Raw genomic sequence first — 18,927 nt, 5'->3', positions numbered from 1 at the left:
AGTCGCGGTCAGCCCGCGGCGATCCGTCCGCCGGCGATACGAAAGCGCGTCACCGGTCCCGGCATGTCGGCGAAGAGCGCCGCTTCGGTCCCGGTCAGCCACGCCTGCCCGCCCTGCCCGGCCAACCGATCGTACAGCGCGGCGCGACGGAGAGGATCGAGGTGCGCCGCGACTTCGTCGAGTAACAGCACCGGCCGCGCCCCACGCAACCGCGCGACGCAATCGCTGTGCGCCAGAATGAGCGACAGCAGCATCGCCTTCTGCTCGCCGGTCGAACAGCGCGCAGCGGCGCGCCCTGTCGCGGCATGAACGGCAGACAGGTCGTCGCGGTGCGGCCCCGCGGTCGCGCGGCCCGCCGCGGCGTCGATCCGGCGACGCGAGGCGAACAGCGCCTTGAGTGCTTCGGGGTCGTGAGGCGCCGCCCGTGCGGCGCCGTCGCTGTCGGTGAGCGTCAGCAGCGGCCGCGCGAAGGGCGCATCGGGCTGCCCGGCCAGTTCGGCCGCGAGCGCGGCGAGCATATGCTGCCGCGCCGCATCCATCGCCGCGCCATGCTCGGCGAGCTGCGCCTCCAGGCTGGTCAGCCATTGCTGGTCGGCCGTGGCCAGGTCGGCGAGCAATTTGCCGCGCGCGCGCAACGCCGCATCATAGCGGTTGCTGTGCTGCGCGTGGCGCGGGTCGAGCGCGAGCACCAGCCGGTCAAGGAAGCGCCGCCGGTTTCCCGCGGTCTCGACGAACAGCCGGTCCATCGCCGGGGTCAGCCACAGCACCGCGATCCATTCGCCGAGCGAGGCGGCGGCGGCAGCGGCGCCGTTGATCCGCACCAGCCGGCGCCCGGGATGCGCGGGCTCGATCCCCGTCCCCAACGCGACCGGCGGCAGATCGCCTCCCGCCTGAACCTCAGCAAAGATCGCAAAGCCCCCGCCCGCCCCGTCGCGCACCATGTCGGACAAAGGCGCCCGCCGCAGCCCGCGCCCCGGCGCGAGCAGCGAGATCGCCTCCAATATATTGGTCTTGCCCGCGCCATTTTCGCCGTGCAGCACGACCAGTCCCGCCTCGGCCGCCAGATCCGCGCCGGCGTGATTGCGAAAATCGGTCAGCGAAAGGCGGATCAGCGTCATTGAGGACTGCGCTACCCGACTGTCGGAGGTGATGCCAGCCCACCTCGCATTCTCCCTCCCTATCACCTCCAACTTGATCCGGGGTGCCGCCCGACGACGGTGAAGGCGGAGCTTAGGGCACACCCGAAATGACAGGATATATTTTTCAATGATCGGTAATTTTTACCATTTCACCGCAAAATTTCCACAACAATAATATTACAAAAGCGCAAAAACCGCGCTTAACCGCCAATGAATGAAATTGGCACGCCCCCTGCATTGGTGTCGGCATCCACCGGGATGGTCCGGAGGGAGGTAAGAAAGGAAACACATCATGGCCCATTTCAATGTCGACTCGCTCAAAAGCTACGCAATCGCCGCGGTTGCCTCGCTCTACTGCTCGATCATGTTCCTCGCCGCCGTCGGCCCGAACGGTGCGGAACTCGGCCGGCTGGTCATCTGACCGGCCGCCCGTCCCCGCTAGAACGCCGGCCGCGGAGGCCGGGACAGAAAGGAAAGAAATGAAACAGGGTTTTCGCAAGAATCGTCGCGATGGCATGGTCTTCGGCGTTTGCGCCGGCATGGCCGACCAGTTCGGCATCGACGTCTTGTGGACGCGCATCGCCTTTGTGGCGCTGACGCTGCTTGGCTTCGGCCTGCCATTGCTGGTGTATCTGACCGTCGCGATCCTCGCGCCTTAGGCCAGCACCGGGCCGGCCGCCACAACGGCGCACCGAACCGGCCCGCATATTCCCACGATCAGGGGCCCGCCGGTCTGACCGGCGGGCCTTTTTCAATTTTGGGGGAGCGCCCAGCGCACGATGAATCGGAACTGCCGTCCCACCACGTCTTGGCCATCGGTAGTTTCCGGCTGCAACTTGACCGTCGAGGCAAGCTGGTAGGTTGCAAAACGTAGATCCTCCATCAATTGCGCGGTATAGCCTGGAACCTCGGCGGGATCAGACATCACCGTGCCATGATCACGACACAATAGTTTAAGGTCGCTCCCGACGTCGCACGTCAGCCGAACTTGGGCATTGACCGAATAACGCATGGCAATCGCAGGATAGAGCATCTGAAGCAGTTGGCCGTCGAGCGGCTCGGCGAACGTAGCATTGCGCGTGGTCAGCGCCGGTTCCGACGCGGCTGCAAAGGGAGGACGTGCATCGGAGGGTGCGACCACCTCCTCGAAGAAGCGGATGGAAAACAGCATGTTTTGATCGCCGGGAAAAAGGCGAAGCGTCTTCACGCGCCGCGCCGCCGCCTTGAAGAGCGCCGCATCGACCCGGCTGGCCGAACGCCCTGCCTTGTGACTCGCCTCCAATATCTTGTCCCAGTCCACACGCTCTTGGTCTGGCGGTACGAGCGAGGCCGGTACGCAATTGCCCGGCCCTCCCGATGGCACCAATATGATGCAGGCCAAACGAACGGGAACCGGTCTATCCAGCGTGACCCCCAGTTCGTCCCATGTTGCGGCACGGACCGAATCGCTGATCGGGACGCGGATATCCGCCTGCTGGACCACCCCATAAGCGACGGGCAGCATCGCTTCCTCGACCGCAGGCGCCGCCACACCTGATGCCGCGGCCATCAATCCCAACATAAGCGTCATTCTGTGCGCCCCCATTAGTGAGTTTTGGAGCACAGAATCACAGCAAGAGAAAGCGCAAAGACGACACCCCGCCGGCGGCCCGGCCGGGCACCTTCGGTCACATATTGAACAACACAGTGAAGCTTTAGGGACCGTATGAGAACGCCCCGTTCTCGCCCGCCAAAATCCACCTCAGGTCCGAGCAAAGAAAAAGCCCCGCCGGATCGCTCCGGCGGGGCTCTATTCGGTCAGCCACAGGCCTTAAGGAAGCTTATTCCTCGCCTTCGCCTTCGGGACGTTCTTCGACCATCACGTCGTCGGTCGTGAAGTCCTCGCCCTGCACCTTGCCCAGCGGATCGTCGCCGATCGCCGCTTCGGGGCCCTGCGCCAGTTCGGCGGCATGCTCGTCGGCGGCCGACTGCGGCGCGATCAGGTCGGGGTTCGCGGCGCGCATCGCGGCACGCAGCGCCGCGTCCTTCGACGAGGCGGTGACGCGGACGCGGTTCATGGCAGCGCCGGTACCCGCCGGGATGAGGCGGCCGACGATGACATTTTCCTTGAGGCCCTGCAGCGAGTCGATCTTGCCCTGCACCGACGCTTCGGTGAGAACGCGGGTCGTTTCCTGGAAGGACGCGGCCGAAACGAAGCTGCGCGTCTGCAGGCTCGCCTTGGTGATGCCGAGGAGGACCGGACGGCCTTCTGCGGGCACGCCGTTCTTCGGCAGCTTGGCGTTATATTCCATCATCTCCAGATAATCGAGCTGTTCGCCCGGCAGCAACGTGGTGTCGCCGCCGGCCGTGATCTCGACCTTCTGCAGCATCTGGCGAACGATCACCTCGATGTGCTTGTCGTTGATCTTCACGCCCTGCAGTCGATAGACTTCCTGGATTTCCGCGACGAGATATTCGGCCAGCGCCTCGACGCCCATCACGTCGAGGATGTCGTGCGGGTTCGGCGAGCCCGAAATCAGCGCGTCGCCGCGCTTGACCTGGTCGCCTTCCTGCACTTCCAGCACCTTCGACTTGGGAATGAGGTACTCGATCGGATCGCCTTCTTCCGGAACGATCGCAATCTTGCGCTTCGCCTTGTAATCCTTGACGAATTCAATGCGACCGCTGATCTTCGCGATGACGCTGTTGTCCTTCGGAATGCGCGCTTCGAACAGCTCGGCAACGCGCGGCAGACCGCCGGTGATGTCGCGCGTCTTCGACGCTTCGCGGCTGACACGCGCCAGCACGTCGCCCGCCTGCACTTCCTGACCATCCTCGACCGACAGCATCGTGCCGACCGCGAGCAGGTAGCGCGCGGCTTCGCCCGACGCGTCGTCGAGCAAGGTCAGGCGCGGCTGCAGGTCTTCCTTCTTGGCGCGGCCCGCCGAACGATATTCGATCACGACGCGCTGGGCGATGCCCGTCGCTTCGTCGACCTGTTCGACCAGCGTCTTGCCGTCGGCAAGATCCTGATACTTCACAATACCCTGCTTTTCGGTGATCAACGGCATGGTGAACGGATCCCATTCAGCAATCCGGTCGCCCTTCTTCACCTTCTCGCCATCCTTGTGCAGGATCTGCGCGCCATAAGGCAGCTTGTGCGACGCGCGTTCGCGCCCTTCGCTGTCGATGATCGCGATTTCGCCCGAGCGTGCCAGTGCCAGACGGCGGCCACGCTGGTCGACGATCGTCGGCATGTCGCGATATTCGATCGTGCCGTCCGAAATCGCTTCGGCGTTCGACTGCTCGTTGACCTGCGCCGCGCCACCGATGTGGAACGTCCGCATCGTCAGCTGCGTGCCGGGTTCACCGATCGACTGGGCGGCGATGACGCCGACCGCTTCGCCGATGTTGACCGGCGTACCGCGAGCGAGGTCACGGCCATAGCATTTGCCGCAAACACCCAGCGTGGCTTCGCAGACCAGCGGCGACCGGATCTTGACCGACTGGACTTCGGCGTCCTCGATCCGCTGCGTCGTCGCTTCGTCGAGCAGCGTGCCGACGGGCGCGATGATGTTGCCGTCCTTGTCGGTCACATCTTCGAGCGTCGTGCGGCCGAGGATACGTTCGCCCAGCGAGGCGATCGTCGAACCGCCCTGGATGATCGCACGCATTTCCATGCCGCGTTCGGTGCCGCAATCTTCCTCGATCACAACGCAGTCCTGCGACACGTCGACGAGGCGGCGGGTCAGGTAACCCGAGTTTGCCGTCTTGAGCGCCGTATCGGCCAGACCCTTGCGCGCACCGTGGGTCGAGTTGAAATACTCGAGAACAGTCAGGCCTTCCTTGAAGTTCGAGATGATCGGCGTTTCGATGATCTCGCCCGACGGCTTGGCCATCAGGCCGCGCATGCCGGCAAGCTGCTTCATCTGCGCCTGCGAACCACGGGCACCCGAATGCGCCATCATATAAATGGAGTTGATCGGGGCCATGCGGCCGTCGGGCAGCTTCGGCGTCGCGCGGATTTCGTCCATCATCGCGTTCGCGACCTTGTCGCCGCACTGCGACCAGGCGTCGATCGCCTTGTTGTACTTTTCCTGCTGCGTGATCAGGCCGTCCTGATACTGCTGCTCGAAATCCTTCACCAGCGCGCGGGTTTCGTCGACCATCCCTTCCTTCGACGCCGGGATGATCATGTCATCCTTGCCGAACGAGATGCCCGCCTTGAAGGCGTTGCGGAAGCCCAGCGCCATGATGGCGTCGGCGAACAGCACGGTCTCTTTCTGGCCGGTGTGGCGATAGACCTGGTCGATCACGTCGCCGATTTCCTTCTTGGTCAGAAGGCGGTTGACGACGTCGAAGGGCACGGTGTGCGACTTCGGCAGGCATTCGCCGATCAGCATGCGGCCCGGAGTAGTCTCGAACCGCTTCTGATATTCGTTGCCCTGTTCGTCGGTCTGCGGAACGCGGCTGATGACCTTGGTGTGCAGGGTGACGGCGCCGGTGAACAGCGCCTGATGCACTTCGGCCATGTCGGCGAGCAGCATGCCCTCGCCCGGCTCGCCTTCGCGCTCGAGGCTGAGATAATAGAGACCGAGGACCATGTCCTGCGACGGCACGATGATCGGCTTGCCGTTCGCGGGGCTGAGGATGTTGTTGGTCGACATCATCAGCACGCGCGCTTCGAGCTGGGCTTCCAGCGACAGCGGCACGTGGACCGCCATCTGGTCACCGTCGAAGTCGGCGTTGAACGCGGCGCAGACCAGCGGGTGAAGCTGGATCGCCTTGCCTTCGATCAGCACGGGCTCGAACGCCTGGATGCCGAGGCGGTGAAGCGTCGGGGCGCGGTTCAGCAGGACCGGGTGCTCGCGAATGACTTCGTCGAGGATGTCCCAGACTTCCTTGCGTTCCTTTTCGACCCACTTCTTCGCCTGCTTCAGGGTCATCGACAGACCCTTGGCGTCGAGGCGCGCGTAGATGAAGGGCTTGAACAGTTCGAGCGCCATCTTCTTCGGCAGGCCGCACTGGTGCAGCTTGAGTTCGGGACCGGTCACGATGACCGAACGGCCCGAATAGTCGACGCGCTTGCCGAGCAGGTTCTGACGGAAGCGGCCCTGCTTGCCCTTCAGCATGTCGGACAGCGACTTCAGCGGACGCTTGTTGGCACCGGTGATCGTGCGACCGCGGCGACCGTTATCGAACAATGCGTCGACGGCTTCCTGCAGCATGCGCTTTTCGTTGCGGACGATGATGTCCGGCGCACGCAGCTCCATCAGGCGCTTCAGGCGGTTGTTACGGTTGATCACGCGGCGATAGAGGTCGTTCAGATCCGACGTCGCAAAGCGGCCACCATCGAGCGGCACCAGCGGGCGCAGTTCGGGCGGAATGACCGGCACGACTTCGAGGATCATCCATTCGGGACGGTTGCCCGATTCGATGAACGATTCCACGACTTTCAACCGCTTGATGATCTTCTTGGGCTTCAGCTCCGACTTGGTCGTCGCCAGATCTTCCATCAGGTCGACGCGTTCCTGTTCGAGATCGAGATTCTCGAGCAGCACACGGATCGCCTCGGCGCCGATGCCGGCCGAGAAAGCGTCTTCGCCATATTCGTCCTGCGCGTCGAGCAGTTCGTCTTCGGTCAGCAGCTGGAACTTCTCGAGCGGGGTCAGGCCGGGCTCAAGAACGATATAGGCTTCGAAATACAGCACGCGCTCGAGCTGCTTGAGCTGCATGTCGAGCAGCAGGCCGATGCGCGACGGCAGCGACTTCAGGAACCAGATGTGCGCGACCGGCGCGGCGAGCTCGATATGGCCCATGCGTTCGCGGCGGACCTTGGTCACCGTGACTTCGACACCGCACTTCTCGCAGACGATGCCCTTGTATTTCATGCGCTTGTACTTGCCGCACAGGCACTCGTAATCCTTGATCGGACCGAAGATGCGCGCGCAGAACAGGCCGTCACGCTCGGGCTTGAACGTGCGGTAGTTGATCGTTTCGGGCTTCTTGATCTCGCCGAACGACCACGAGCGGATACGCTCGGGGCTCGCTATGCCGATCTTGATCATGTCGAAGGTTTCGGGCTTCGCGACCGGGTTCATGAAGTTGGTAAGCTGGTTCATATGTCTGCTCCATCTTCCCCTGTCGCGCCGCGAGAGGGGTGAGGAAAAATCTTATTCGGCGGCTTCGGGAAGGGCTTCCGGACCTTCGTCGGGGTCTTCGTCCGCATAGGACGAAAGCTCGACGTTGAGGCCCAGCGAGCGCATTTCCTTGACGAGCACGTTGAAGCTTTCGGGAATGCCGGCCTCGAAGGTGTCGTCGCCCTTGACGATCGCTTCGTAAACCTTGGTGCGGCCGATCACGTCGTCGGACTTCACCGTCAGCATTTCCTGGAGCGTATATGCCGCGCCATAGGCCTGGAGCGCCCAGACCTCCATTTCACCGAAGCGCTGGCCACCGAACTGTGCCTTACCGCCCAGCGGCTGCTGGGTGACGAGGCTGTACGGCCCGATCGAACGCGCGTGGATCTTGTCGTCGACCAAGTGGTGGAGTTTCAGCATATAGATGTAGCCCACGGTCACCTTGCGGTCGAACTTGTCGCCGGTGCGGCCGTCGTACAGGTCCGACTGACCCGAGTCATGCAGGCCCGCGAGGGTCAGCATGTTCGACACGTCGGCTTCCTTGGCGCCGTCGAACACCGGGGTCGCGAACGGCACGCCAACGCGAAGGTTGTCGGCCAGTTCGACGATGCTGTCGGCATCGCGCGACTTGATGTCATCGGCATATTCAGCGCCATAGACATGTTCGAGTGCATCACGCACGGCTTCGGGCATCTGCCCGCCGACCGCGTCGGGATTGGCATCGCGCCATTCGTCGAGCGCCTGCGTGACCTGGCGGCCCAGACCCCGCGACGCCCAGCCGAGGTGGGTTTCGAGGATCTGCCCGACGTTCATGCGCGACGGCACGCCCAGCGGGTTGAGCACGATGTCGACATGCGTCCCGTCTTCGAGGAACGGCATGTCCTCGTTCGGCAGGATGCGGCTGATGACGCCCTTGTTGCCGTGACGGCCGGCCATCTTGTCGCCCGGCTGCAGCTTGCGCTTCACCGCGACGAAGACCTTGACCATCTTGAGCACGCCGGGAGCGAGTTCGTCGCCGCGCTGCAGCTTCTCGACGCGATCTTCATACTTCGCGTTGATCCGCTTGATCGCGTCGTCATACTGCGCCTTGATCGCTTCCAATGCGGTCTGCGCATTGTCTTCGACGACGGCCAGCTTCCACCAGTCGGCGCGGTCGAGTTCGACCAGCATTTCTTCGGTGACGACGTCGCCCTTCTTCAGGCCCTTCGGCACCGCGCTGGTCGTCTGACCGATCAGCAGGTCCTTGAGGCTCGAGAAGGTCGCGCGATTGAGGATCGCGCGTTCGTCGTCGGCGTCCTGCTTCAGACGTTCGATCTCTTCGCGTTCGATCGCGATCGCGCGTTCGTCCTTGTCGATACCGTGACGGTTGAAGACGCGGACCTCGACGACCGTGCCTGACACGCCCGGCGGCAGGCGGAGCGAGGTGTCGCGCACGTCGCTGGCCTTTTCACCGAAGATCGCGCGCAGCAGCTTTTCTTCCGGCGTCATCGGCGATTCACCCTTGGGGGTGATCTTGCCGGCCAGAATGTCGCCCGGACCGACTTCGGCGCCGATGTACACGATGCCCGCTTCGTCGAGGTTGCGGAGGGCTTCCTCGCCGACGTTCGGGATGTCGCGCGTGATATCTTCGGGGCCAAGGCGCGTGTCGCGCGCGGTGACTTCGAATTCCTCGATGTGGATCGAGGTAAAGACGTCGTCCTTCACGATGCGTTCGCTGATGAGGATCGAGTCCTCATAGTTATAGCCGTTCCACGGCATGAACGCGACGAGCACATTCTTGCCAAGCGCCAGTTCGCCCAGTTCGGTCGAGGGGCCGTCGGCGATGATGTCGCCGCTCTTGACCACGTCGCCCACCTTCACCAGCGGACGCTGGTTGATGCAGGTGTTCTGGTTCGAACGCTGGAACTTCTGCAGGCGATAGATGTCGACGCCCGACTTGCCGGGTTCGACCATATCGGTCGCACGGATAACGATACGCGTCGCGTCGACCTGATCGATCACGCCGCCGCGGCGCGCCGCGATCGCCGCGCCGGAATCGCGCGCAACGGTTTCTTCCATGCCGGTGCCGACGACCGGAGCCTCTGCACGAAGCAGCGGCACAGCCTGACGCTGCATGTTCGAACCCATGAGCGCGCGGTTGGCGTCATCGTTTTCGAGGAACGGGATCAGCGAAGCCGCGACCGAAACGAGCTGCTTCGGCGACACGTCCATCAGCGTGATCTGGTCGCGCGGGGCCATCAGGAATTCACCGGCTTCGCGCGCCGAGATCAGCTCGTCGATGAAGCTGCCGTCGGCGTTGAGGTCGGCGTTCGCCTGCGCGACGGTGTGCTTCTGCTCTTCCATCGCCGACAGATAGACGACGTCGTTGGTCACCTTGCCGTCGACGATGCGGCGGTACGGGGTTTCGATGAAGCCGTATTTGTTGACGCGCGCGAAGGTCGCGAGGCTGTTGATCAGACCGATGTTCGGGCCTTCCGGCGTTTCGATCGGGCAGATACGGCCATAGTGGGTCGGGTGAACGTCGCGGACTTCGAAGCCCGCACGTTCGCGGGTCAGACCGCCCGGCCCGAGCGCCGACACGCGGCGCTTGTGGGTGACTTCGGACAGCGGGTTGGTCTGGTCCATGAACTGCGAGAGCTGCGACGAACCGAAGAACTCGCGCACCGCGGCGACCGCAGGCTTCGCGTTGATCAGGTCGTTCGGCATCACCGTCGACACGTCGACCGAGCTCATGCGCTCCTTAACGGCGCGCTCCATGCGGAGCAGGCCGACGCGATACTGGTTTTCGAGCAGTTCGCCGACCGAACGGACACGACGGTTACCGAGGTTGTCGATGTCGTCGATTTCGCCCTTGCCGTCCTTCAGGTTCACCAGTTCCTTGACCACGGCGAGGATATCCTCGCTGCGCAGCGTGGTGACCGTGTCCTCGGCATCGAGGCTGAGCCGCATGTTGAGCTTGACGCGGCCCACGGCCGACAGGTCGTAGCGCTCGGGGTCGAAGAACAGGCCGCCGAACAGCGCTTCGGCGGTTTCGCGCGTCGGCGGTTCGCCGGGACGCATGACGCGGTAGATGTCGCTCAGCGCCTGATCGCGGTCCTCGGCCTTGTCGGCCTTCAGCGTGTTGCGGATCCACGGGCCGGTGTTGTTGTGGTCGATGTCGAGCAGGACCAGCTTGTCGATGCCCGCCGCGTCGATCTTTTCGAGATTGTCGGCCGACACTTCGTCGCCGGCTTCGATGTAGATCTCACCGGTCGCTTCGTTGACAAGGTCATAGGCGCTGTAACGGCCGAAGATTTCCTCGGTCGGGATCAGCAGCGTGTCGAGACCGTCCTTCGCAGCCTTGTTGGCAAGGCGCGGGCTGATCTTGTGGCCGGCGGCGAACACGACTTCGCCGGTCTTGGCGTCGACGACATCGAACGCGGGCTTCGAACCGCGCCAGTTTTCGACGACGAAAGGAACCTTCCAGCCGTTTTCGGCGCGCTCGAAGACGAGACGGTCATAGAAATGGTTGAGGATTTCCTCGCCCGACATGCCCAGCGCATAGAGCAGGCTGGTGACCGGCAGCTTGCGCTTGCGGTCGATACGGACGTTGACGATGTCCTTGGCGTCGAATTCGAAGTCGAGCCACGAGCCGCGATATGGAATGACGCGCGCGGCGAACAGGAACTTGCCCGACGAGTGGGTCTTGCCGCGGTCATGGTCGAAGAGCACACCCGGCGAACGGTGCATCTGCGACACGATGACGCGCTCGGTGCCGTTGACGAAGAAGGTGCCGTTCTCGGTCATGAGCGGCATGTCGCCCATGTAAACGTCCTGCTCCTTGATATCGAGGACCGAACGGGTGTCGGTTTCGCTGTCGACTTCGAAGACGATCAGGCGCAGCGTGACCTTCATCGGCGCCGCATAAGTGATGCCGCGCTGACGGCATTCCTCGACGTCATACTTCGGCGCTTCGAGTTCGTAATGGACGAAGTCGAGCTCGGCGGTGCCGGCGAAATCGCGGATCGGGAAAACGCTGCGCAGCGTCTTTTCGAGGCCCGAAACATAACCGACCGAGGGGTCGGACCGCAGGAACTGCTCATAGGATTCGCGCTGCACCTCGATGAGGTTGGGCATCTCCACCGCTTCGTGGATGTTGCCGAACAGCTTGCGGATTCGCTTGGTCGCGGTTGCTTCGAGGGCCTTGCCCACCGACTTCGCCTTGGTCGCCATAAGTGATTGTCTCGCCTTCACAAAAATCAGTTCGCGAGCGCATCGACGCGAAAAAAGCCGCAGGCAACCGTTGCCGGTTTACCGCAGCTTTCCAACGCCTGTCGAAATCCCTGCCGCCCTATCCGTACAGCCCGCTGCGCAAAGTCAGGCTCTATCTCGGACGGTGGGGTGTGACGGCGATATAGGATCGGGGTCCCATTCTGTCAACGGGAGCCCCCGCGGGCCAAGGCTAGAAAATGTCCTTGAGCAGCGCCGCCGGGTTTCGCCGCAACGCGGCCTCTTCGCCCGCCATATAGTGGAAGATGCCTTTCAGCGCCTGTTCGGTCACCGATCGCGTCAGCCCGTCGCGCGTCAGGCCGGCCGATGCCAGCAGCGGACTGCCCTGCGATAGTTGATCGAGCTGGCGCCAGGCGCCGACATCGTCCAGCGCCGATCCGATCAGCGGCGACACCCTGGTGAACAGCACGCTGCCCGCGTTCTGCTGGAGATAACGTGTCGCGCCATCATTCTTCGCCACCAGTCCGGGCGCATCGGTCCAGCGCAAATCGTCGATCGCGGTGCGAAAGATCGGCTTCGCTTCGCCGGCCGCCTTGCCGCCCGCGTCGTTCAGGCTTTTGGTCAAATTGGTGGTGAGCCCGAGTTGGTCGCCCATGCCGAACAGCTTCGACGCCAGCTTCCCGCCCGCGCCCGGCAACAAAATACGCACCGCGGTGTCGCGATAGAAGGCGCCCGGCTCCGCGAGCTTGTCGAGCGCGCCGTCGGAGGCGCCTGCGATCAGTCCCTTCACCCCACTCTTCGGCAGCTTCGCCATCGCCCAGGGCGCGTTCGCCACCGCCAGCATCCCCGCCGCGCCCGCGATCAGCTTCCTGCGTGCGATCTTTTCTGTGCCATCGTCCATCGCGACTCTCTCCCACCAGTCCGGGCCGCGAGCCTATCAGCAAAAGCCGGCGCGCCCTATGACCGATCGGCAAGCCCGTCGAGCTTGCGCTCGATCCGCTCCAATCGTTCGGCAACCTCGCCCTGCGCCCCGCCGGGCAAGGCGAGCACCGGCATGATATAGATCGCCACGCGCTGCCGCACCTCCTCGAACGCCGCATAATCGTCGGCACCGAGCACGAGCATCTGGTGGAGCAGCCATTCGAGCAGGCGCTCGAGATCGTCGGGCGGCGTCCATTGCCCGGAGGCGGCCGCGCCTTCGAGCATCGAACGCACCAGCGCCCCGGTGATCGACTTGTGCGCGGCAAGGAAGATCGAGAAATCGTCGTGGAGCAGGCCTTCCTGCGCCACCTTGTGGATCCACGGCGTGTTGCAGATGCTCTCGATCCCGCCCGCGATCACCTGTTCGAGCCGCTCCTCGAGCGGACCGAGACCGACCGCGATCTGCCCGCTGCGTTCGAGATACGGTCCGGCCAGATGCTGGAGAAGCGCGAGCAGCAACCCCTCGCGATTGCCGAACCAGCGATAGAGCGTCGCGCGCGACACGCCGGATTCGCGCACGACATGGTCGATCGTGACATCGCGAAAGCCGATGCGTTCGACCACGATCGCGGAGGCATCGAGCGCCGCCTCGCGTCCGCCCAAGGCGCTGCCCGCCCCGCTACCCCGCGGATTTGCGTCGATTGTTGCGATCCCGGCCTCCCTTGATGAGCCGCCTCGCCTATCATGTCGCACTTGATGAGGCAAACTCTTGTTATTGTCTCACTTAGTGTGATAAGTGGACTTCAACGTCTCATGAAGGAGAGACCGGTTTCAGCCGGTCCGGGACGGGAGGGAGAGAGAAATGACACGACGCCTATTGCTGCTCCTCGCAAGCGCCAGCATCGCCGCCACCGCGCAGGCCCAGACGGCCCCCGCAACCACGGCGGCCGATGCCCCCGCCCCCGCCGATGACAGCGACGCCCAGAGCTCGGGCATTGCCGACATCGTCGTCACCGCGCGCCGCACCAGCGAAGCCGCGCAGACGATCCCGCTCGCGATCAGCGTCTTCGGCGGCCAGCAACTCGCCGACACCAACGTCCAGGGTATCGAGAATATCGCGCAGCAGACGCCGAACTTCTTCGTCCAGACGTCGAGCGCCGACCCGACGGGCGTCCTCCTCACCATTCGCGGCCAGTCGCAGCAGGACTCGATCCTGACCATTGAGTCGCCGATCGGCGTCTATGTCGACGGCATCAACTATATCCGCTCGTCGAACCTCGAAACCGCGCTGACCGACGTCGAACGCGTCGAGGTGCTGCGTGGACCGCAGGGGACGCTGTTCGGCAAGAACACCACCGGCGGCGCGATCAACATCACGACGCGCCAGCCCGATCTCGACGCGATCGGCGGCTATGTGAAGCTCAGCGCCGCGACGCACGACCGTTATGGCGCGACCGGCGTCCTCAACCTGCCGCTCATCGACGATGTGCTCGGCGTGCGCATCCTCGCGCAACGGATCGAGGACGGCTCGCTCGGCGTCAACGGCCTCGGCGACGGGATCGGCGGCAAGAAGCAGACCGCTTTCCGGACCAACTGGCTGTTCAAGCCGAACGACAGCGTCACCTGGGCAATCTCGGCCGACTATACCCGCACCCGCGGCGATGCGCCGGTCAGCAAGCTCGCCTTCGTCAGCCCCTTCCCCAGCCCGGCGCCGGGCACGCCGAATCCCGCCCCGGCGCTGATCGACATCGCGATCAGCCAGGGCATCCTCGACCCCGCGCTGCTCGCCGATCCGGAGGGCAATGCCGCCGCGATCGGTGCTGCTCTCGGGCAGGCGCACGCGCTGTTCACCGGCCTTGTCGGGCGGCGCGGCTTTTACGACAACGATGCAACGGGCGCGCAGGGCAGTTATGCGCGCACCTATGGCGTCAGCTCGAACCTGGCGGTCGAGCTGACGCCAACCTTGTCCTTCCGTTCGATCACGGCGGCGCGCTGGCTGAAGCGCTGGCTCGACGTCGACCTCGACAGCTCGCCCTTCACCCTGCTCGAGGCCGAACTCGCGAGCCGCGCGAAGAACCTCAGCCAGGAATTCCAGTTTAGCGGCGAAATCGGCGACCGCGTCGACTGGATCACGGGGGTCTATTTCAACGAGGAAACCGGCCGCGACTTCTCGCGCGCCACGGCGCTCGGCACGATCAACGCGACGAACCCGAACATCACCGACGGCTTCGTCAAGAACAGCAGTTGGGCCGCCTTCGGCCAGCTCATCGTCGACCTCACCGACAGCGTCCGCTTCACCGGCGGGCTGCGCTGGACCAAGGAAAGCAAGGAACTGCGCTCGTTCAACCGCTCGTCGGGCGGCGCGGTTTGCAACATCCCGCCGGCGCTGCAGCTCGGCGGCACCTGCCAGGCACGCTTCAAGGACAGCTTCTCGGATTACTCCTACCTCGCCAGCCTCGACTGGACGATCCAGCCCGGCATCCTCGTCTATGCCCGCACCGCGCGCGGCTTCAAGGGCGGCGGCCAGAATCTGCGCGGCACCGGCACCGCCGACAGCTTCGCCGCTTTCGCGCCCGAGGTCGTCACCGATTACGAGGTCGGGGCCAAGGCCGATTTCCTCGACCGGCGCCTGCGCATCAACGTCGCGCTGTTCCAGGCCAACTACAGCGACATCCAGCGCACGATCGTTCAGGCGTCGCCCGGCGGCGCAATCGTCAGCCTCGTCACCAACGCGGCGCGCGCGCGCATCCGCGGGGCCGAGGCCGAAATTACCGCGGTGCCGGTCGATGGGCTGACGCTGTCGGGCGGCTTCGGGGTCAACGACGCCAAATATCTCGACTTCACCGACGTCACCGGCGACCGCTCGAACGAGCCGTTCCAGTTCCCCAAATACAGCTATCGCCTCGGCGCCACCTACAGCACTCCGACGGGTGCCGGCGACCTCCGGCTCAGCGTCGACTGGAACTGGCGCAGCGCGACGCAGCTCGTCGGTTCGGCGATCTATCGGGACAGCCTGCGCCAGCCCGCCTATGGCCTGCTCGGCGCGCGCATCGCGCTCGACATCGACAGCATAAACAGCGAGATCGCGGTGTTCGGCACCAACCTCACCAACCGCCATTACGCGGTTTCGGGCGTCCAGTTCGACAACAGCCTGGGGTTCAACACGCTCTACGCCGGCGAGCCGCGGGTGATCGGCCTGCAACTCACGACACGCTTCGGCGGGGGCTAAGGCCCGTCCGGTTCAGGATGGAGAGCGGATATTGCTTCACCCACCTTCGTCATCCCGGACTTGATCCGGGATCCACTGCGGCGGCGAAGTCATGGACCCCGGATCAAGTCCGGGGTGACGATGACGAGAGGTCCGCTACCGGCCGAAACCCGTCAAGCCTTGACGTCGGAAAGCACCGACAGCTTGCGGGTCTCGTCGGCGAGATTGTCGATCACGCGGCGCATCAGCGCCTGCAGCATCTCGACCTCTTCGTCGCTCATCCCGCGGGTCGCGATCTCATGGATCTCGGCGTTCATCGGCGCGAGCACGAGCTCAAGCTTTTTCGCATGCGGGGTCAAATGGATGAAGGTCTTGCGCCGGTCGTCCTCGGTCTTCTTGCGCGTGATCAGCCCGGCTTTTTCCAGCCCCTTCAGCGCGACGACGGTCGTCGGCTCGCGCATCCCGACGCGTTCGCTGAGTTCGCGCTGGGTGATCCCGTCCTCGCGCCACAACTGGCGGAGGAAACGCCATTGCCCCGCCGACACGTCGTGTGTCAGCGTACGGCGTTCGAGGAGGCGCGAAAAGGACCGGAAAACGACGCGCGCCAGATAGCCGATGCTGTTCTCCGGGTCAGTGTAATATTCCGCCGTATGCCGGTAAGTCTTCGTGTTCCTGGCCAAAACCTGCTCCCCTGCGATGGCCCGGCATCGGGCATTTGCCCGCGTCCCGCCGAAGCCTGGCGCAAACCTTAGAACGCGAAGATTCGCCCCGCAACCTCTTCGTCGCGCTGGCAACCGGCGCCTCCGCACCAACCCATCGATATCGTTGGACAAGCGCGCGGCGCTCCATTACTTAGAATACTAAGTTACTGGAGGCGATGTGGAGAAATTTGTCCGGATCAAGGGCGTCGCGGCACCGCTGCCGCTCGCCAATGTCGACACCGACATGATCATTCCCGCGCACTATATGAAGGCGCTGACCCGCCTCGGGCTCGGCCGGCATCTGTTCCGGGAGCTGCGCTTCGACGAAGCCGCCCGCGAGCGTCCGGAGTTCATTCTCAACCGGCCGGCATGCCGCGAGGCGCAGATCCTGATCGCCGACCGCAATTTCGGCTGCGGCTCATCGCGCGAGCATGCGGTGTGGGCGCTCAGCGATTTCGGTATCCGCTGTGTGATCGCACCGAGCTTCGGCGACATCTTCGCGGGCAATGCGCGCAAGAACGGCCTGTTGCTCATCCGCCTGCCCGAGGCGCTGTGCGGCCGGCTGCGCCGCGAGATCGAATTCGCCCAATATGCTCCCATCGAGGTCGATCTTGCGGCGCAGCAGATCCGCCTCGCTTCGGGCGAGGCGATCGATTTCGACATCGATCCCGGCGACCGCCGCATCCTCATCGAAGGGCTCGACGACATCGCCCGCACCCTGCGCCACGCCGACGCGATCGCGCGGTTCGAGGCAGCGACCTAGCCGAGACTGTCCGGCGCCGCGATGTGGCCGGCGATCGCGCTCGCCGCCGCGAGCGCAGGGCTCATCAGATGCGTCCGCCCGCCGCGCCCCTGCCGGTTCTCGAAATTGCGGTTCGACGTCGCGGCGCAGCGCTCGCCGGGGAGCAGCCGGTCGGCGTTCATGCCGACGCACATCGAGCAGCCGGGTTCGCGCCAGTCGAAACCCGCGTCGCGCAGCACCGCGTCGATCCCTTCCGCCTCGGCCTGTTGCTTGACCAGCCCCGACCCCGGCACGACCATCGCGCGGACATGCGGCGCCACCCGGCGCCCGCGCACGACATCGGCAACGATGCGCAAATCCTCGATCCGGCTGTTGGTACAGCTCCCGATGAACACGCGGTCGAGCCGCATCCCGGCGATAGGCGCGCCGGACGAAAGGTCCATATAGGCGAGCGCCCGCTCCGCCGCCGCCCGTTCCTCCTCGCCCCCCAGCGTCGCCGGGTCCGGAACAACCCCGTCGACCGCGACGACCTGCGACGGATTCGTCCCCCAGCTCACCATCGGCCGCACGTCGCGCGCGTCGATCCGCACCTCGCGGTCGAACCTCGCACCGTCGTCGCTCGCCAGCGCCCGCCAGCGGACGACCGCGGCGTCCCACGCCGCACCCGCAGGCGCCGCGGGTCGTCCCGCCAGATAAGCGAAGGTCACCGCGTCGGGCGCCACCAGCCCGGCGCGCGCGCCCATTTCGATGCTGAGGTTGCACAGCGTCATCCGCCCCTCCATCGACAGCGCCCGGATCGCTTCGCCCGCATATTCGATCACATGCCCGCCCGCGCCATCGACCCCGATCGCGCCGAGCAGGTGCAGCGCAAGGTCCTTTGCATGAACGTGCGGTGCCAGCGTCCCGTCAACCGTCACCCGCATGTTGCGCGACCGGCGCTGGCGGATTGTCTGCGTCGCCAGCACATGCTCGACCTCCGACGTACCGATCCCGAAAGCGAGCGCGCCGAACGCGCCATGCGTCGAGGTGTGGCTGTCGCCGCAGACGATCGTCATGCCGGGCTGCGAGCGCCCCTGTTCGGGTCCGACGACATGGACGATGCCGCCGCGCGGGTCGCCCATCGGGAAATTCTCGATCCCCGCCCGCGCCGTATTCGCCACCAGCGCCTCGAGCTGCGCGCGCGCCTCGACGTCGGCGACCCCGGCAGGCCCCGCCGCCTGCCCCTCGGTCGGCACATTATGGTCGGACAGCGCCAGCACCCGATCGGGGCGGCGCACCGCCCGCCCCGCCGCCGCGAGCCCGGCGAACGCCTGCGGCGACGTCACCTCGTGCAACAGGTGGAGGTCGATATAAAGCAATGTCTCGCCGTCATCCTCGGCTACGACATGCGCATCCCAGATCTTGTCGTAGAGCGTGCGGGAGCCCGGGCGCGCCATCAGGCCCTGCCCTGCTGTCCGCGACTCTGCCCGCACGGGCGATTCGCCGTGCCGACGCGATGGCCGCATAATCCAAAAGCTGCCCGATTCTTCACCCCGACGCTCCCGTCCCCATGCTCTATCTCCTGCCGGACGACGGCTAAAAATACTTAGAAACCTAACTTATATGGCACAGACCCCGCTTCGGGCAAGCGCTTTTCCGCCAAATCCTCTTTTCACAAATATGAAATACTTAGTACTTGAAGTATTTTCCCGGCTTGCTAAAAGCCGATGCGGGAACGGAGGATGACGACGCACTGACGGCACGAGTCGAGGACGCCGAAGATGTCCTGCGCCGATACGAAAGACTGGCCCAAGCCAGCAGCAACTCCTGTTCCAGAGACATGACGAAGGCCGGATGCGTACGCCGCATTTCCGACGCGATGGCGCGTGCGGAGCGCGTCGTGCCACGG

12 protein-coding genes are annotated in these 18,927 nt (G+C 64.5%); 4 read left to right on the top strand and 8 right to left on the bottom strand.

From position 1 onward, the window contains the following. Window positions 1-8 precede the first annotated feature (8 nt). Window positions 9-1,118, bottom strand: a complete 1,110-nt coding sequence (gene recF / locus V6U71_RS05885; RefSeq protein ID WP_411341370.1) for a DNA replication/repair protein RecF — start codon at window positions 1,116-1,118, stop codon at window positions 9-11. A 313-nt stretch (window positions 1,119-1,431) separates the two neighbouring features. Here recF and V6U71_RS05880 point away from each other — a divergent pair, with 313 nt between their 5' ends. Then, window positions 1,432-1,560 carry a hypothetical protein gene (locus V6U71_RS05880; RefSeq protein WP_257719779.1) on the top strand — a complete coding sequence of 43 codons (129 nt, stop codon included), beginning with the start codon at window positions 1,432-1,434 and terminating at the stop codon, window positions 1,558-1,560. 58 nt (window positions 1,561-1,618) lie between these two features. Continuing rightward, on the top strand, window positions 1,619-1,798 hold the full coding sequence (locus tag V6U71_RS05875; protein ID WP_054588401.1) for a PspC domain-containing protein: 180 nt from the start codon (window positions 1,619-1,621) through the stop codon (window positions 1,796-1,798). A gap of 92 nt (window positions 1,799-1,890) precedes the next feature. On the opposite strand, the gene V6U71_RS05870 is transcribed toward V6U71_RS05875, so the two are convergent. The 5 genes from V6U71_RS05870 to V6U71_RS05850 all read right to left on the bottom strand — a co-directional run bounded on the left by V6U71_RS05870 (window position 1,891) and on the right by V6U71_RS05850 (window position 13,051). Continuing rightward, window positions 1,891-2,709 (bottom strand): hypothetical protein, encoded by an 819-nt coding sequence (locus V6U71_RS05870; protein WP_411341369.1) that lies wholly within the window; start codon window positions 2,707-2,709, stop codon window positions 1,891-1,893. Window positions 2,710-2,959: 250 nt separating this feature from the next. After that, window positions 2,960-7,240 (bottom strand): DNA-directed RNA polymerase subunit beta', encoded by a 4,281-nt coding sequence (gene rpoC / locus V6U71_RS05865; RefSeq protein ID WP_411341368.1) that lies wholly within the window; start codon window positions 7,238-7,240, stop codon window positions 2,960-2,962. A gap of 51 nt (window positions 7,241-7,291) precedes the next feature. Further along, a complete protein-coding gene (gene rpoB, locus V6U71_RS05860) occupies window positions 7,292-11,470 on the bottom strand; it encodes a DNA-directed RNA polymerase subunit beta (RefSeq protein ID WP_411341367.1) in 4,179 nt (1,392 codons plus the stop codon). 229 nt (window positions 11,471-11,699) lie between these two features. Next, window positions 11,700-12,368 (bottom strand): DUF4197 domain-containing protein, encoded by a 669-nt coding sequence (locus V6U71_RS05855; protein ID WP_411341366.1) that lies wholly within the window; start codon window positions 12,366-12,368, stop codon window positions 11,700-11,702. Between the two features lie 56 nt (window positions 12,369-12,424). Then, window positions 12,425-13,051 carry a TetR/AcrR family transcriptional regulator gene (locus V6U71_RS05850; protein ID WP_411341365.1) on the bottom strand — a complete coding sequence of 209 codons (627 nt, stop codon included), beginning with the start codon at window positions 13,049-13,051 and terminating at the stop codon, window positions 12,425-12,427. A gap of 199 nt (window positions 13,052-13,250) precedes the next feature. On the opposite strand from V6U71_RS05850, the gene V6U71_RS05845 reads away from it, so the two are divergent. Next, entirely contained in the window at window positions 13,251-15,617 is a 2,367-nt protein-coding gene (locus V6U71_RS05845; RefSeq protein ID WP_411341364.1) for a TonB-dependent receptor, read from the top strand. Window positions 15,618-15,769: 152 nt separating this feature from the next. On the opposite strand, the gene V6U71_RS05840 is transcribed toward V6U71_RS05845, so the two are convergent. Continuing rightward, entirely contained in the window at window positions 15,770-16,276 is a 507-nt protein-coding gene (locus V6U71_RS05840) for a MarR family winged helix-turn-helix transcriptional regulator (RefSeq protein WP_054588410.1), read from the bottom strand. Between the two features lie 199 nt (window positions 16,277-16,475). Between V6U71_RS05840 and leuD the strand changes: the two genes are divergently transcribed. After that, window positions 16,476-17,060, top strand: coding sequence for a 3-isopropylmalate dehydratase small subunit (gene leuD, locus V6U71_RS05835; protein WP_411341363.1), 585 nt, complete (start codon window positions 16,476-16,478; stop codon window positions 17,058-17,060). Here leuD and leuC read toward each other — a convergent pair. Next, window positions 17,057-18,475, bottom strand: coding sequence for a 3-isopropylmalate dehydratase large subunit (gene leuC, locus V6U71_RS05830; RefSeq protein ID WP_411341362.1), 1,419 nt, complete (start codon window positions 18,473-18,475; stop codon window positions 17,057-17,059). The two genes, leuD and leuC, sit on opposite strands and share 4 nt — an antisense overlap. Between the last annotated feature and the right edge of the window lie 452 nt (window positions 18,476-18,927).

Origin of the sequence: Sphingopyxis sp. J-6 (assembly GCF_046603995.1) — a bacterium.
Taxonomy (GTDB): domain Bacteria; phylum Pseudomonadota; class Alphaproteobacteria; order Sphingomonadales; family Sphingomonadaceae; genus Sphingopyxis.
Note: the sequence above shows the minus strand (reverse complement) of the source record. Positions and strands in the feature narration are given on the sequence as shown.